Annotated in this window: 18 protein-coding genes and 2 pseudogenes; 8 read left to right on the top strand and 12 right to left on the bottom strand. The window is 51.7% G+C overall.

Going from position 1 to position 15,613, the window contains the following annotated elements:
- Positions 1 to 197 precede the first annotated feature (197 nt).
- From HX884_RS21840 to HX884_RS21830, 3 genes are all read left to right on the top strand, one after another.
- Positions 198 to 434 carry a hypothetical protein gene (locus HX884_RS21840; protein WP_218620105.1) on the top strand — a complete coding sequence of 79 codons (237 nt, stop codon included), beginning with the start codon at positions 198 to 200 and terminating at the stop codon, positions 432 to 434.
- Between the two features lie 327 nt (positions 435 to 761).
- Positions 762 to 2,102, top strand: a complete 1,341-nt coding sequence (locus HX884_RS21835) for an IS1202-like element ISEsa1 family transposase (protein ID WP_004196353.1) — start codon at positions 762 to 764, stop codon at positions 2,100 to 2,102.
- A gap of 421 nt (positions 2,103 to 2,523) precedes the next feature.
- Positions 2,524 to 3,762 (top strand): IS110-like element ISEsa2 family transposase, encoded by a 1,239-nt coding sequence (locus HX884_RS21830; protein WP_000219087.1) that lies wholly within the window; start codon positions 2,524 to 2,526, stop codon positions 3,760 to 3,762.
- Positions 3,763 to 3,850: 88 nt separating this feature from the next.
- Here the strand turns inward: HX884_RS21830 and HX884_RS21825 are convergent, their stop codons facing one another.
- From HX884_RS21825 to HX884_RS21790, 8 genes and pseudogenes are all read right to left on the bottom strand, one after another.
- Positions 3,851 to 4,273: a nickel resistance OB fold protein NcrY gene (locus HX884_RS21825; RefSeq protein ID WP_032072095.1), complete on the bottom strand. Its 423-nt coding sequence runs from the start codon at positions 4,271 to 4,273 to the stop codon at positions 3,851 to 3,853.
- 161 nt (positions 4,274 to 4,434) lie between these two features.
- Complete coding sequence (locus HX884_RS21820) at positions 4,435 to 5,565, bottom strand: Ni(II)/Co(II) efflux transporter permease subunit NcrC (protein ID WP_004196366.1); 1,131 nt, start codon at positions 5,563 to 5,565, stop codon at positions 4,435 to 4,437.
- Between the two features lie 12 nt (positions 5,566 to 5,577).
- Entirely contained in the window at positions 5,578 to 5,847 is a 270-nt protein-coding gene (locus HX884_RS21815) for a nickel-sensing transcriptional repressor NcrB (RefSeq protein WP_004196355.1), read from the bottom strand.
- Between the two features lie 105 nt (positions 5,848 to 5,952).
- Positions 5,953 to 7,251, bottom strand: a complete 1,299-nt coding sequence (nirA, locus tag HX884_RS21810; protein WP_004196314.1) for an MFS transporter — start codon at positions 7,249 to 7,251, stop codon at positions 5,953 to 5,955.
- Between the two features lie 233 nt (positions 7,252 to 7,484).
- Complete coding sequence (locus tag HX884_RS21805) at positions 7,485 to 8,243, bottom strand: hypothetical protein (RefSeq protein ID WP_004196325.1); 759 nt, start codon at positions 8,241 to 8,243, stop codon at positions 7,485 to 7,487.
- Between the two features lie 53 nt (positions 8,244 to 8,296).
- Positions 8,297 to 9,217 (bottom strand): methyltransferase domain-containing protein, encoded by a 921-nt coding sequence (locus HX884_RS21800; protein ID WP_004196315.1) that lies wholly within the window; start codon positions 9,215 to 9,217, stop codon positions 8,297 to 8,299.
- Between the two features lie 62 nt (positions 9,218 to 9,279).
- The gene (locus tag HX884_RS21795; RefSeq protein WP_004196359.1) at positions 9,280 to 9,651 is read right to left on the bottom strand and encodes a hypothetical protein; all 372 of its coding nucleotides are present in this window, start codon (positions 9,649 to 9,651) and stop codon (positions 9,280 to 9,282) included.
- Between the two features lie 109 nt (positions 9,652 to 9,760).
- Positions 9,761 to 9,920, bottom strand: a pseudogene (locus HX884_RS21790) (MFS transporter); the annotation flags it as partial.
- A gap of 77 nt (positions 9,921 to 9,997) precedes the next feature.
- Here HX884_RS21790 and HX884_RS21785 point away from each other — a divergent pair.
- Both HX884_RS21785 and chrA read left to right on the top strand, forming a co-directional pair.
- Entirely contained in the window at positions 9,998 to 10,975 is a 978-nt protein-coding gene (locus HX884_RS21785) for a chromate resistance protein ChrB domain-containing protein (protein ID WP_004196334.1), read from the top strand.
- A complete protein-coding gene (gene chrA / locus HX884_RS21780) occupies positions 10,932 to 12,308 on the top strand; it encodes a chromate efflux transporter (protein WP_004196363.1) in 1,377 nt (458 codons plus the stop codon). Before HX884_RS21785 ends, chrA begins: the two co-directional genes overlap by 44 nt.
- Before the next feature lie 30 nt (positions 12,309 to 12,338).
- Here chrA and HX884_RS21775 read toward each other — a convergent pair whose 3' ends face one another.
- From HX884_RS21775 to ydfV, 4 genes and pseudogenes are all read right to left on the bottom strand, one after another.
- Complete coding sequence (locus HX884_RS21775; protein ID WP_004196322.1) at positions 12,339 to 13,028, bottom strand: hypothetical protein; 690 nt, start codon at positions 13,026 to 13,028, stop codon at positions 12,339 to 12,341.
- 13 nt (positions 13,029 to 13,041) lie between these two features.
- Entirely contained in the window at positions 13,042 to 13,779 is a 738-nt protein-coding gene (locus HX884_RS21770) for a HupE/UreJ family protein (RefSeq protein WP_008460272.1), read from the bottom strand.
- 43 nt (positions 13,780 to 13,822) lie between these two features.
- Positions 13,823 to 14,188 (bottom strand): hypothetical protein, encoded by a 366-nt coding sequence (locus HX884_RS21765; RefSeq protein ID WP_009651956.1) that lies wholly within the window; start codon positions 14,186 to 14,188, stop codon positions 13,823 to 13,825.
- Between the two features lie 127 nt (positions 14,189 to 14,315).
- A pseudogene (gene ydfV, locus HX884_RS27330) lies at positions 14,316 to 14,414 on the bottom strand (protein YdfV); the annotation flags it as partial.
- Between the two features lie 24 nt (positions 14,415 to 14,438).
- On the opposite strand from ydfV, the gene relB reads away from it, so the two are divergent.
- The 3 genes from relB (at position 14,439) to HX884_RS27575 (ending at position 15,195) form a co-directional block, all read left to right on the top strand.
- Positions 14,439 to 14,678 carry a type II toxin-antitoxin system antitoxin RelB gene (relB, locus tag HX884_RS21760; protein ID WP_000534858.1) on the top strand — a complete coding sequence of 80 codons (240 nt, stop codon included), beginning with the start codon at positions 14,439 to 14,441 and terminating at the stop codon, positions 14,676 to 14,678.
- Entirely contained in the window at positions 14,678 to 14,965 is a 288-nt protein-coding gene (gene relE / locus HX884_RS21755) for a type II toxin-antitoxin system mRNA interferase RelE (protein WP_000323025.1), read from the top strand. The genes relB and relE overlap by 1 nt, the downstream gene beginning before the upstream one ends.
- 71 nt (positions 14,966 to 15,036) lie before the next feature.
- A complete protein-coding gene (locus tag HX884_RS27575; RefSeq protein WP_014063856.1) occupies positions 15,037 to 15,195 on the top strand; it encodes a type I toxin-antitoxin system Hok family toxin in 159 nt (52 codons plus the stop codon).
- Positions 15,196 to 15,613: the final 418 nt, after the last annotated feature.

Here is a 15,613-nt window from a genome sequence, read left to right as displayed (position 1 = left end):
ACACTGCCAACTGAATAACACATCCCCGTCAATACGGTTCTCGCTGTACGCTTACAGATGTGCTGCGAGTGGGACGGACTCAGTGGCTGGCTGGAAACCGAAAGCGAGCAGCTGGCTGAGAGTATAGACAGGCACCTTGAGGCGCTCGAAGACCAGATCCGCGAGTGGTCAGAAGGTACGGATAACCGGGAGGGATATTGAGCATTATCAGCCGCAGGTTCGACAAAAAAGAGACAGGAACCGTGTTCCGGCATGCTCAAAGCGGGAAGATCCTGTACCGTCTGAATGCCCGTCTGAATGCCCGTCTGGAACTTTATGACTGGGAAATGTTGCAGGCGATGATCAGCCTTGTCTATAACGCCGGCGTGACCGCCGGAAGCGAACAGCGAGCCGCTGAGATTCGTGAGGCTCTGGGGATTTCAGGAGCTGAATGACGCGGAACAATGATGAGAATTTATACAGTTTTCAGACTGTTATTCCTAGGCAGATGATCGACAACGGGATATAATGGCGATGGCGCTTGAGGCTTTTTGCCTCATGACGTGAAGGTGGTTTGTTACCGGTTGTGTGGCAAAAAGCAGAAAGCCCCGAAGTTAATATTCTCATTAACCACGAGGCTTAATCTGTATGCCTGAACAACATCAGATTAGCCGCTTACCTGCCGAAAGGCAAGGAGAAGTAAGCTATTGTTAACACCAAGCTGTAATGTCCCCTTTGAACCATTCTAAAATGTCCCCAGACAATTCTCTGGGGGATTTTTCATGATCAAAGAGACTGTTACGATGAGTCATAAGGAACTCCACCGACTTCAGATTATTCAGGAGTCAATTAATCGACATATTACTCAGGAACAAGCTGCGGCACGCATTGGCATTTCTATTCGGCAGGTTAAACGTCTGGTGCAACGGTATAGAAATGAAGGGCCTTCTGGTCTGGTTTCCCACCGACGTGGAAAGCGTCCTAATAATTCCTTTTCTACTGAATTCAGAGCAACAGTAATTTCACTCCTCAAAGGCCGTTACGCTGATTTTGGACCTACGTTTGCGTGCGAAAAATTGCGCGAGATACACGGTTTATCTTTATCCGTTGAAACTCTCAGAAAGTGGATGATAGAAGAGGGGTTATGGCGTGAACGCCGTCGTAAAATTGCCCGTATATATCAACGCCGCATGCGACGACCATCTTACGGTGAACTGATCCAGATTGATGGCTCACCTCATGACTGGTTTGAAAATCGAGGCCCCAGATGTACACTGATCGTTTTCATTGATGATGCCACCAGTGCGTTGATGGCGTTGCGTTTTGTGCCTGCTGAAACAACCCGGGCTTACATGGAAACCCTCCGGGGTTACCTTAATGATCATGGCGTACCGCTCGCTCTCTACTCTGATAGACACAGTATATTCAGGGTAAATAACCCAGAGCGGGAAGGTGAGCTGACCCAGTTCACTCGTGCGATAAAGACACTGGGCATCGAGCCAATCCATGCCAACAGCCCGCAGGCAAAAGGGCGGGTAGAGCGCGCCAATCAGACACTACAGGACAGGCTGGTCAAAGAAATGCGGCTTCAGAATATCAGTGATATTGAAACAGCAAATGCATGGTTGCCGACCTTTATTGAAGCCTATAACAACCGGTTCGCTACGTCGCCTCGTACTACTGATAATGCTCATCTTGATGTGCACCATTCTGAAGAGGAACTGGGTTATATCTTCAGCCTACAGGCGAAGCGCGTTCTGTCTAAAAATCTCACTTTCCAGTACAAAAGCAGTGCGTTTCAGGTACGCAGTGAGGGCCGGGGATATCGACTTAGGCATTCGGTTGTTACTGTATGCGAGAACTTTGACGGTGAAATTAACGTTCTGTATGACGGGAAAGCGCTGGGCTGGGAAAAGTATGTTGATGGCCCGGAGCCTATACCACTGGATGATGAAAAGAGTGTCCATGAACGAGTGGATAATGCCCGTATTGATTTACGCTCAAAATACTATGTTAAACCTAAAGCTGACCATCCCTGGCTTACGCGCCGAACGCAAAGTCATCAGCAAGTTAAGCCCCCGAAGTTACCTAAAAAGAAGCCTGATCCCGATAAAAAAGATTGAAACCAAGATCGATTCGGTTGAGTGCATATCCATTCATAGGGTAGATTCTTAAGTCGCGTTTCTGGTGTTCATTTTCGGGTGGTTTGTTACTTGTTTTACCGGGGATATGCCAGAAACGCGCTGAGTCAGTCTGGGCGGTGCGCGTAATGCGGCGTTATGGTAAATAGCCTATGCTAATGTCCGCTAAGAGCGAGATATAGTCATTCGTACCCTGAGAATTACACTTTGAAGTGATTCAGGGTATGCGCTTACTGGTTACGAATATTGAGCGAGAATCATGTGATGATCGCCGCTTTTCTTTCGAGCCAGTAGGTGCTCCACGTTCGCTAACGAATACTCAGGGCATGCAGATAAACTGCTGGCTATATTTCTTTCGAAGAGCGTGGAATGCATACCAATCCCCGATAAAAAGGAGTTGGTGATGACTGTGACTAATCAATTTGCTGCGCACGTTGGTCTGGACTGGGCTGATAAAAAACACGATGTCTGTGTTCAGTTTAAAAACGGTGAACGCGTATTCGATGTGATTGAACATACAGCAGAAGCGCTTGATGCCTGGCTTACTGAGTTACACCAGAAAGTAAAAGGTAGAATCGCAATAGCTCTCGAACTGAAGAAGGGCCCCGTGGTATATGCTCTTCAAAAATACCCCTTTATCACCGTTTTCCCCGTCCACGCATTGTCCCTGGCTCGTTATCGGCAAGCCTTCTCGCCCAGCGGCGCTAAAGATGATCCGCAGGATGCCGAGCTGGCATTAGAGTTAATGCTGCGTTACCCCCAGAAGATAAAAGCTATTGAACCCGACAATGCGGATATTCGCTTACTTCAGCAACTGGTTGAGCAACGTCGTCAGTTGGTTGAAGATAAACGACGCTTTGTGAACCGGATAATCAACACGCTTAAACAGTATTATCCTCAGCCACTGGAGTGGTTCTCACATCGGGGTAGCTTACTGTTGTGTGAGCTGATTATCCGGTGGCCCAGTCTGCAACAACTGAAACGAGCCAGACGCGACACGATCCGCAACTTTCTGAATGCCAAAGGTGGTCGCGCTATGGCCCTTACCGAGCAACGTGTTGCGAGTATTGATAATGCGATCCCATTGACTACAGACCCGAGTGTTATAGAGGCTAATGCTTTGATGGCAGCAGCACTGGCGACACAAATTAAAGTCGTGAGTGAAATCATCAAAACCTATGACGAACGAATCGAAACGCTGTTTGACACATTGCCAGATGCGGGGCTGTTCAAATCACTTCCGGGCATGGGACCGTGCATGGGCCCACGGATGCTTGCTGCACTTGGTGATAACCGTGACCGGTTTAACAGCGCTGAAGAAATTCAAAACTACGCAGGTATAGCACCGGTGACCGAACGAAGCGGCCAAAAATCCTGGGTTCACTGGCGATGGCAATGTGCCAAGTTCGTCAGGCAGACCTTTGTTGAATGGGCTGCCAAGACGGTTAATTCATCATACTGGGCCAAACTGTATTATCAGGGCCTCAGAGAAAAGGGCAAATCTCATCAGTCTGCGATCCGGGCACTGGCGTTCAAATGGATAAGGATCATTTACCGCTGCTGGAAGGCCAGAACCTGTTATGACGAAGCGAAATATTTGCTGGCTCTCGAAGCGAGACACTCGCCCTTACTGAAGCCATAAAAAGCTTGTCGAATGTCTCAGGGCGTGAAGCGGACGTTTGGTTGACGAACTATATATATAAAAAAACATAGCCCGTCAGAATTGTGTTTTAGGGTTTGCTGATAACTGCAACATATAAAATTGAACCATCATTTTCATGGCTTACCGGTCCACTGACCCGTACCAGGTCCTGAGCATCGAAGTGCTGCCCGTTCCAGACTTTCTGCGGGATGCGGACTTTGATGGTACCGGTTGGGTCGCGGAACGTATACCACTCGTCCTGCTGCTGGCTGACAACATTGCCTTCCAGTGTGATCCACGCCCCTTCGTGCATTGACGATACGATCTGAATCCGGCTTTGACTATTCTCCTGCTGAACTTTATGACCGGCATACATGTGCTCAGTGACGACAGGCTCTTTCTCTGCGGAGAAGCCACCTTGCGCTGCCAGAGCAGGAATGGCGATGAACGAAGTGAGTAACACTCCGGTGACGAACTGACTGAAATATTGTTTTTGCATAGCAGATTCCATTTATAATTTTACATCCCCCATGGGGGATATTGTCGATGATAAATGAGCGGCTATAAAAGCTCAATTCCTATCCCCGGCAGGGGGATAAAAATATGATGGGCTTCAGAAATATAAAACCCACCGGTTGGTGGGTTCAGGCGTGAGATTCATACAGGAGAAAATCAGCTCGTTACGCCGATCCAGCCGTGATAGCCCATGTAAATGCCGACAAGTGCAATCAGTACGCTTGAGAAGTATGGAGCCCGCCGCGCCAGCGTATCCAGGCCACTCCAGCGTTTGGTTGCCTGACGAACGCTGAAAGCCGCCGCTGCGCCCACTGAAACCAGCGTGATCGCTAAACCGATGCTGAAACACAGTACCAGCGCGGCACCGAGCGTAAATTCCTTCACCTGGATGCAGAGCAGCAAAACGGTAATGGCTGCCGGGCAAGGAATAAGGCCGCCGGTCAGGCCGAACAGGATTATTTGTCCGGTGGTTACGCTGCGATTCGCAAAACGTTTTTTGATGTCGTTCGCATGCGCTTTTTCGTGAGCATCCTGATATTCGCGAGAATTAACATCCAGACCTTCCAGCGAGGAATGATCGTGGTCGTGTTCATGTTCACGGAATTCCACATCATAATCATGCACATGGCCGCGATGGCCTAAAGACAGGCGAACATCAAAGCTGTGTGGCTCCGGGATCGCCAGGGCCGATTCCATAAACCCGTCTTTTTCGACGAAATCAAATACCTGTGAAAATGTCCCTGGACCACGGTTGGTCACCAGAGAAATGTCGCGAGCTTCCCATTTCTTGCCGCTGAGCGAGCGTAAACGCCAGTGAGGGGGTTGTCCTTCTTCGAAAATCGAGAGTTCAACGCTGCCATGGCCCGTATCGATGATGCGGGTTTCGTCATGATCGTGATGACCGTGGCTGTGTTCCTCTTCCTGCTCCATCTTCCACAGCTTTTCGCCGCGCCAGGTTCGCCAGAACATCCATGCCGCCGTACCGAGAATGATGACGGCGGAAATCAGCTGAAACCAGGGTTCGGCTGATTCAGCAGTGAATTTCTGACTGATATACATTCCGCCGAACGCAATGAGCCAGACAACAGACGTATGAGAAATTGTCGCGGCAAGCCCCAGTAATACCGCTTGCTTGACCGTTCCCCGGATGGCCACAATAAAGGCGGCCATCATCGTTTTGGAATGCCCTGGCTCCAGTCCGTGAAGCGCACCGAGCAAAATAGCGCTGGGGATGAACAGCCAGGCATTGGCCACGCCTTGCTGTAAAAGAGTGGAAAAATCAGTCATGTTTCGCTTGCCTTAAAGATATTTAGTTATCTCTTTAAATTCGCTAAGCGTCTTATCAGACTCCGTGTGGTCAGCATGAAGGGCATCCTCCAGGCAGTGATCCAGATGGTCATGAATTAAGGTACGCTTCGCATTCGTTATCGCCTTTTCCACAGCGTGCAGTTGCTGGGCGATATCCAGACATGCTTTCTCATCTTCGAGCATCTGGATGGTACTTTTCAGGTGCCCTGCGGCACGTTTAAGTCTTTTAATAATGTCAGGGTGTGATGCATGAACGGTCATGGTTTATCCTCTCCAGGTGGAAGGGATAAGATAATGTGTATCAACGCCATGGTCACACTTTTTATCGGCTTATCCTCTCCTGATACGTTGTCTTTTTTTGGGAAATTACTTCTCTTTCTTCGGCCAGGACGGATGTTCATCGTCAATGACGAAATCATGCTCATGGGTCGATTCGTTGTTTGTTTCCGGGTCTTTGTGGCTGTGAACCTGAGCGTACACTTCATGCTCAGGACGCCAGATAAGTACGGCGGTGACCAGCGACAATGTTGCCACAACAGTCAGGGCGATGAATGAAGCCTGTGTCCCCCATGCCGCACCAACCCATCCGGCCAGCGGATAAGTCACCAGCCAGCATGAATGTGACAGTGCAAACTGGGCGGCAAACAGCGCCGGTCTGTCTTCCGCTGTTGACGAACGGCGCAGCAGGCGACCACCCGGTGTCTGAGAAAGTGAATAGCCCACCCCCAGCAGTGCCCAGAGCACAACCAGCGTGATGTAATCCTTCAGGAAAATGCCTGACCCCAGGCCAATGACTAAAAGCGCCGTACCTGCAAGCATCGGCATACGGTCGCTCATGTTGTCGAGGAGTCTGGGGAGAACCAGGGCCGATACCATGGACCCCACGCCGAAGAAGGCCAGCGCAATAGCGGTAGACCGCTGTGAGAAACCAAAGTCCGCCTGAACCAGAACGACGGTGTTGACGATAACCATTGCACTCGCTGCCGCTACGGCCATGTTGAGTGCCAGCAGGCCGCGCAGTCTGGGCGTTTTCAGGAAGATGCGCATACCTCGTGTAGTTTTGTCATAGATGCTGCGTTTGACCGTTAACGCTTTCATCTTCGGCAGTGTCACGGAAACAACCAGAGCTGCTGAAGCAAGGAACCCGACTGCCGTACCGGCAAACAGGTTGTGGAAACTCATGACCGTCAGCAGTGCAGCCGCCAGCATAGGGCTGATGACGCTTTCAAGATCGTAGGCCAGACGTGACAGAGACAGCGCCCGGGTATATTCACGTTCGTCAGGAAGAATATCCGGGATAGTTGCCTGGAAAGTAGGCGTAAACGCCGCCGAGGCAGCCTGAAGAATGAAGATCAGGATGTAGATTTCCCATATCTGGGTGACAAAAGGCAGCGTGATAGCCACGAGAGCGCGAACCAGGTCCAGTGTTACCAGCATGGTGCGACGCGGGAATTTATCGGCAAAAGCCGCCGCCACGGGCGCAACAAGAATATAGGCGCTCATTTTGATAGCCAGCGCGGTACCCAGCACTGCCCCGGCTCTGTCACCTGCGAGATCGTAGGCCAGTAACCCTAACGCAACGGTCGCCAGACCGGTGCCAATAAGGGCGATAACCTGTGCCATAAACAGGTGGCGATAGGTACGATTAGAAAGAATGTTGAGCATCAGGAAATCTCTTGGTTTGAAATCACATCCCCCCCAGGGGGATATTCAAAGCATAGAGGGACCTGAAAAAAATGACAAGCTTTATCCGGGTGAGGAGGATACTGATTCGTCTGTTATCTTGGATGTTAAATAAAAAAGCTTCAGGTATCCCAGCGTTATACCTGAAGCAGCATAAAAAGTGTCGAAGGTGTTATCGCCGCTTCCCTGCGCAGCCCCTCCTGACGAGAAGGGAATTAACTCAGTTGTCCCAGACAGGTTTTCAGGCTCAACCGGGTGGCTTCAATATCACTATGGATAATGGTGCACCAGTCATCACGGTTAGCCCGAATGACCTCCAGCCAGTTATTCAGTGCCTGATTAAACGCCATGGTTTTCTCGCGCTGCGGCCAGCTCATCTGGTTAGTGCTGTAAATGTCCTGCCCTGGCTGCGGCATTAGTACGGTTTGCTGCGTCGACATCCGGGAAGTCACCGGCCAGGTATCAGAGTTGCCATCCCAGGAAGGCATCACCGGGAAACCCGCTCCGCGCAAGGCCATATCCCAGGTGGCATCAAACAGGTATGTTTTGCCCTGTAGCTCAAAAGCCACAGTGTCATGAAATCCCTGTGTTTGCGGCAAAATTGCCAGAATATCCGCAGGTACAGGCAAATCAGCCCAGTCAAACCGCACCAGCTTTCGCTTTGCCGTAATGCCACCATCGGTCAGCAGTCGTTCGGCAGCAGCGGCTTTATGACGGCAGTCGCCAAAGCCCTGCTGAAACAGACTCATGCTTTCGCCATTCCATGCACCGAGCTGATAGGGTATCCGCCTGACCAGCTCAAAAATGGCTCTTCGCAGTTCAGTTGAGCCAGGTTTAAGCCCGAGCGACTGCAAAACCCAGCCCGGCGTTATCGCCTCTTGTTGATTGCGGCGGGTGTTTATTTTTTGCCATGTTTCACTGACTTTTTCAGCCAGAGAGGCTGCCAGGGTTTCCCCCGGCAGTAATGTTGTCATCAGCAACGCTCCTGTGGTGGTGAGAAAATGTCTGCGCGTCAACATATCGGGCGTTACACCTCTACGTTGCGACGAAGCGCCGACATAACCAGTGATTCACAGACCACTTCTTCATCCTCTGCCCGCTTTACGCCGGGGAAGACCATCTGACTTACCGGGGACGAACGAAGCCGGTGATAACGGGCAATCGCGCCATTCATTCCTCCCATTTGCTTACGTCTGACCAGCCGCAGTCCGTGCTCCCAGGCGACTTCATCCATCGCGCTCGCCAGAACAGGGTCATGGTTGAAGATCAGGACGCCATCCTCTTTCAGCAGGCGTGCAGCGCTGCGAAGGAAAGCCGTGTAATCCTGTTCGAAATAGGCCGCTGCCTGGGAGTAGATAATATCGACCTCACCTGCCTGAACACCTCTGTTTTCCAGCGCTCCCAGCCCGGCTGCTGTCACGTAAGGATGCTCAGTCACGCCTTTTGGCAGCGATGCATGCCACGGTGTGAGATTAGTGAAGTGCAGGAATACGCTTTCCCCAAGTTGCTCCCTGAACTCCCCGGAAAGCCCGGAAATCGTCGCCTGATGGCCGGCACATTCCTCAGCGCGAAAACCCGCCCAGGCGGCACCAATTTCCAGGAAGGTGACTTTCCCGTTTTTGTGGTGAATGTTTTTCGCATAGTGGGCGATGTCGAACCCAATTTCTCGCGCCAGGCGAAATGAACCGCCGCTGGATGTCCAGGGGCCATCAAAGCCAAAGGCAAGGATCGCTTTGAGCATCGAGCCCGTTTCCTGATGCATCATTTTCAGGAACGGAATGACTTTACGCCGTGAAGGAACCGGGACATTCGGACGCATTTTTTTGGCCTGAAGGTCGCGATTAACGCCCATGCAGAGCGTCTGCCAGTGCAGGGGATCAACACGATAATTGAGTGCAGTGAAATTACGCGCAATCTCTCGACGCGCCTGGATAGAGTCTTTATACATAGCCTCTCCGCTAAATCTGAAGTTGATTAAAGCCGGGCAGCAAAAACTGCCGGTAACAGCGATCAGATCTGGCGGATGCTGGGAGGACGGTAAATGATGTCCGTGGCCTTAACCGGGCTACGAAGATCGGCAAGCGGCAACCATCTGTCTGTTACAGGAGAGAGGGAAATCTCTACAGAGGGCGGCTGCTCAGGGGTTTCATGGAAATGGTCTGTCTGATGATGGCCTGCGTGGCCAGACTGAGGGATATCCGAATCGTGAGAGTGATCCTGCATTGACATGGTGACTTCTGCGTCATGCAGATTCATCTCGTAGCCTGTCAGGCCGTTTGTACCGTGCGACGCAAACGTCACCATCGACGACATCATCATGCCAATGGCCATGATGACGATCATCAGAACATAACGGGGCGAACGTTTAAACATCGGGTACATCGCTGATTGCTTTCCTCAATAGACAATGACAACGGTATAAAAAGATTAGCATCCCCCCGGGGAGGATGTAAGGGCTGGAATGTAAAGTCTTGTATTGGCGATATGAATAAAAAGGCCCGCATAATGCATCAGCGACCGGGGCGACCAGAATATAAGCAAGCATCTTCATTGCCAGCGCCGTTCCCGACTCCCCCTGCCCTGTCGCCCGCCAGCAGGCCCAGTGCAACGGTAGCAAGACCGGTACCGATAAGAGCAATTATGAGCACCATAAAAAGATAGCGATATGTACGGTTAGAAAGACTGAAAATATGTAGCAATCTCTACCATATGTATTAATCTCTACACTATGAAACTACATATCCTTATTCTGACACTGCCCACTGAGCAGGCCACATTACGTATGCGTGTCTGGCGGGCATTAAAAAATACCGGTGCCGCCATGCTGCGCGACGGCGTTTATCTGTTGCCTGAAGCGCAACAGAGCCATGAGATTTTTAACGAGATGAGTCGTGAAATCAGCGGTGAGGGAGGAACGGCCTTTGTTTTTGACGCAGAGACTTCCGACGAAGAGAAAATTCGCCCGTTATTCGATCGCTCTCAGCAGTACCTGATCCTGATGGAGAGCCTTCAGGTTTGTAAAAACGACCTTAATGAGGAAACCGCGGTCAGCCAACTGAAGATGGTAAGAAAACTTCGTCGCGAGCTGGATCGGATTGTGGCGATTGATTTCTTTCCTGGTGAAGCGCAGGCGCAGGCCATTTTTGCCTTGTCAGAACTGGAAGCTGGCATTAACAGGTTCATCTCTCCCGGAGAGCCTCATGCCGTCAGTGGCTTGCTGACACGGCTGAAGCCTGAGGATTTTCATAACAGGATCTGGGCTACGCGTCGCCGGCCATGGATTGACAGGCTTGCCAGCGCCTGGCTTATACGGCGTTTTATCGACCAGGATGCGCAGTTTCTCTGGCTTAAGGATGGCAACGATTGCCCGGAAGAGGCGGTGGGGTTTGATTTTGATGGCGCGACCTTCAGCCACATCGACAATCGTGTGACCTTTGAAGTGCTGATGGTCCGCTTCGGGCTGACGGGGGATGCCCTGAATGGTCTGGGGATGCTTGTGCATTACCTTGATGTTGGCGGGGTTCAGCCCCCCGAAGCCGCTGGCGTTGAAAGTGTACTGGCAGGATTGCGTGAAAGCATTACGGATGATGACACATTACTCACAGCGGCCTGTTCGCTGTTTGACGGTCTGTTAACGACGTTTGAAATGAGGTCCGGCCATGATGAACAAAACGGAGTTGCTGACGCTGGCAGAGGAAAACGTTAAGCCCAAGCCGGTCCCCCTGAAGGAGGCGTTCTGGTTCTGGATGAAGCTGGGTTTTATCAGCTTTGGCGGTCCTGCCGGACAGATTGCGATCATGCATCAGGAACTGGTCGAGAACCGGCGCTGGATTTCCGAGTCCCGTTTTCTCCACGCACTCAATTTCTGTATGGTGCTGCCCGGTCCGGAAGCTCAGCAACTTGCCACCTACATTGGCTGGCTGATGCACAGGACCTTGGGCGGAGTGATAGCGGGTTTGTTATTTATCCTTCCCTCACTTTTTATTCTTATCGCGTTGTCGTGGATCTATATCGCCTGGGGAGACGTTGCCATTATTGCCGGTATCTTTTACGGCATTAAACCCGCCGTGGCGGCAATCGTGCTGCAGGCGGCGCATCGCATCGGCTCCCGTGCGCTGAAACACGGTGCCCACTGGGCCATAGCTGCTGCGGCTTTTGTGGCCGTTTTCGCCCTGAACGTTCCTTTTCCCGTCATCGTTATTTCAGCAGCGATAACTGGCTTTATCGGCGGACGCATCGCGCCGGAAAAATTTCACAGCGGCAGCGGGCATAACAAACAGGAGAAAGCCGCCGTTGATGCTGCGGTTATTGACGATCATACGCCCGTACCGGCGCATGCCCTGTTCAGCTGGGCGAAACTGTTAAGGATTGTGGCAGCGGGTGCACTGCTCTGGCTTATTCCCATGACGGTGCTGACGCTGGGGCTGGGCTGGGCGCATCCGGTGACGCAGATGGGCTGGTTCTTTACCAAGGCTGCGCTCCTTACCTTCGGTGGGGCCTACGCCGTCCTGCCATACGTTTATCAGGGTGCTGTCGTCAATTTTGGCTGGCTGACTGCCGGGCAGATGATGGACGGGCTGGCGCTGGGAGAAACCACGCCCGGCCCGCTGATTATGGTGGTCACGTTTGTCGGATTTGTGGGCGGGTATACCCATGCCGTTTTTGGCGCGGATATGCTGTTTGTCGGCGGCGCCGTTGCCGCCTGCATGGTGACCTGGTTTACCTTTCTCCCGTCCTTCATTTTCGTGCTGGCAGGCGGGCCGTTTATCGAAACGACCCACAACAAGGCGGGTTTCACGGCACCTTTAACCGCCATCACAGCGGCCGTAGTGGGCGTCATTGTTAATCTGGGGCTGTTTTTTATCTGGCATACCGTATGGCCGGAAGGCGCAAAGGGAGGGATCGATATCCCTGCCGCCCTGATTGCCGTCGCCGCTGCGTTTGCGCTTTTCAGATTAAAATGGAAGGTTACGCACGTTATTGCCATGGCGGCTCTCGCCGGGCTGATACTCCGCCTGACCGGGCTGTCAGCTGTGTGAAAAGGGGCAGGTTATCCTGCCCCTGATTTATCAGATAACCCGTTTGATGTTCAGGTAGTCGCCGGTTGTATCAAGCTGGATCGTGATGGTCTCAGAACCACGATTTCGCCAGAACCAGCCATGTTTACCCTCGAACGCGGCCTGTAAAACGCCGTCTCCGGATGTGATCTGCCGGGCTTTACCATAGCCATGGTAGAAGCCTTTCGGGGCGTTGACCGGATCGCCGTGCGCATCCACGTTTACCGGTCCGGAACTTGTCCACTGATAGGTCACGCGGGCATCTTTGCGCATTTCCAGTTTAACTTCAGCAGCTTCGTTAGGCTTCAGGGTGATGAGCATCTGATGACGTTGCGAGCCAGCCGATGGTACTTCCGGCGCGCGCGTGGTCGCCGGAACGCTCAGCTCCGGGTAGGTGTTCTGCGTTATTGCCGGAGGATTATCCGGGATCGGTCGCTCATTAACTGGCGCAGCCAGCTGTCCTTGCTGAACAGCGCTGGCCTGATTATCGGCATCAGCTTCTTCGGCAAGCTGCGTTTTGATTTCTCCCATCTGCTTAAGCCCCAGTAAACGACCCACGCCAGTAGGATCAATGCCGTATTCCGAAGGCATGACGACGGTGATCAGCAGCGTCAGCGCCACGATGGCGGCGAGGATAGTGGACTGCATCAGTTTGATGGCAGAAGGTAATTCTGCGCGTGTTGGTAAATCAGTGTTGTACATTGTTTTGTCTCCCTCAGGCTAAAATGTAGCCACAAAGCTGGTAACTCATTAACAGAAATCCCGCGCTCATCATCACCACATTGGCGGTATAAGCGTGTCGGAAAAAGCTCGCCGTTTGCCGCCAGTAGCTCATAACGATCAGGATGGCGCTCAGCGCGAGCAGCTGGCCGATCTCAACGCCAATGTTGAAGGCAATCAGGTTGACAAACAGGCCATCGGGAGAGATTTCGAATTCCTGGATTTTGGTTGCCAGACCAAAACCGTGGAAGAATCCAAAGATGAGCGTCGCAAGCTTCGTGTTGGGCTGAACGCCAAACCAGCGCTGGAATGCCCCGAGGTTATCAAGCGCTTTATAGACCACGGACAGCCCGATAATGGCGTCAATAAGGTAAGCACTGACGCTGATATCAAAGAAGGTGCCGATGAGCAGCGTCGTTGAATGCCCGATAGCGAACAGGCTAACGTACAGCCCGATATCACGCATTTTGTAGAGAAAGAAAATCACCCCGAACAGAAACAGCAGATGATCGTAACCGGTCACCATGTGCTTCGCGCCAAGGTAGATAAACGGGATGATGTTCACCCCGGTGATTTCCTGGATGTACCCTTTGTCGCCTTCCGCCACGCCGTGCGCATACGCGCCCTGGCTGTAGAAAAGCAGTAACAACAGGAAAAACAGACAAGCCGAACGCGCCTGAGCTGAAAGCAGGCGAGCGCTCAACCGGCCCTGTGTATCAAGGCTGGTATACATAAAAATCCTTACATGTTGAATAATAACGAATTAGCAGAAGTTATTACGCAGACAGGATTCTCGGAGGGCGTTCGGGGGTGGACTGCGGCATTTGCAGTATTTGTTCTGAACTCAACGCATATATCACCCGCATGCCCGGATTCCATGCGTGCAGAGTAGGCAGAGCAAAGAGTTTATTCAGATCGTGGGAATGATCGGCATTGAGGTGATGCACGCTACCGTGGGAGTGAAACAACAATGGATCGTGCTCATTCAGTGGTTCATCGCTGTCGTGTTGATGGTCACTGATGGACGTTGTTTCCTGAACGCTGTATGCAGCCTGTGGCTTTGCCATAAACGAACTGCTCAGCACGGCAACAGCCATGATGATAAGCACGATTCTGGAAATGACTTCACGGCTGATAAACACAGTTAACGGCATCCTGATGATACAAAGTAACAACGTGCGTAATGTATCCGCTATGCTGGCTTGATTTCAATAGTTGTTTTGAGTTTGGTTTTGTCTGAAATGTTCAACAAATCCTGCCGTCCACTTCTGGCACAAAGCGGACAGTGATCACCGTTCTTACGACTACTTTCTGACTTACTTCGTGACTTGCCCTAAGCATGTTGTAGTGCGATACTTGTAATGACATTTGTAATTACAAGGGGTGTAAGACATGGGTAGCATTAACCTACGTATTGACGATGAACTTAAAGCGCGTTCTTACGCCGCGCTTGAAAAAATGGGCGTAACTCCTTCTGAAGCGCTTCGTCTCATGCTCGAGTATATCGCTGACAATGAACGCTTGCCGTTCAAACAGACACTCCTGAGTGATGAAGATGCTGAACTTGTGGAGATAGTGAAAGAACGGCTTCGTAATCCTAAGCCAGTACGTGTGACGCTGGATGAACTCTGATGGCGTATTTTCTGGATTTTGACGAGCGGGCACTAAAGGAATGGCGAAAGCTGGGCTCGACGGTACGTGAACAGTTGAAAAAGAAGCTGGTTGAAGTACTTGAGTCACCCCGGATTGAAGCAAACAAGCTCCGTGGTATGCCTGATTGTTACAAGATTAAGCTCCGGTCTTCAGGCTATCGCCTTGTATACCAGGTTATAGACGAGAAAGTTGTCGTTTTCGTGATTTCTGTTGGGAAAAGAGAACGCTCGGAAGTATATAGCGAGGCGGTCAAACGCATTCTCTGAACCAAAGCATGACATCTCTGTTTCGCACCGAAGGTGACACTTCTGCTTTGCGTTGACAGGAGAAGTAAGCTATGAAACTGCCACGAAGTACCCTGCTCTGGTGCGTGTTGATAGTGTGTCTCACACTGCTGATATTCACTTACCTGACACGGAAATCGCTCTGCGAAATCCGGTACAGGGACACGAACAGGGAGGTGGCGGCTTTTATGGCCTACGAATCCGGTAAGTAAGCTACCTGGAGGCGGGGGAAACCCCGCCTTTTCAGGAGCTGAGTTGCTCTGACATGCCTGAAGCGCCTTTATGAAGGGGTTGCCGGTTTACCGGTAGCCCCTTTTTCCATCCCGAAGGGTGCAGTCGCATGCATGAACAACCCGGAAGGTCTGTTCCCCTGCGGGGAACGGGGGAAGGGGGACGCGCCTTCGGCGCTGCCCCTCTGCTCCCTCCGCCTTGCCCTCTCTCCTGCCTGATTTTGCTGAAGTCAGCGCGCCATTAGTTACCTGCCTGTATCTGGCTTCAGCCTGGTTTTCCCTGTGTTCTTCATCCCGGGCGTCATATCCGTCGTCCTGCTGGTTAACTTCCTCAGCTGCAGCTCCGTGGCCATAACCCGAAAACAGGGCAGGGCGATGGCCCCCTTCGGCTCCCGGCCAG

This window comes from Enterobacter sp. SECR19-1250, assembly GCF_013391025.1.
GTDB classification, from domain to species: Bacteria; Pseudomonadota; Gammaproteobacteria; order Enterobacterales; family Enterobacteriaceae; genus Enterobacter; species Enterobacter cloacae.
The sequence above is the reverse complement of the archived record's forward strand: the minus strand, read 5'-3'. Positions and strand labels throughout refer to the sequence as shown.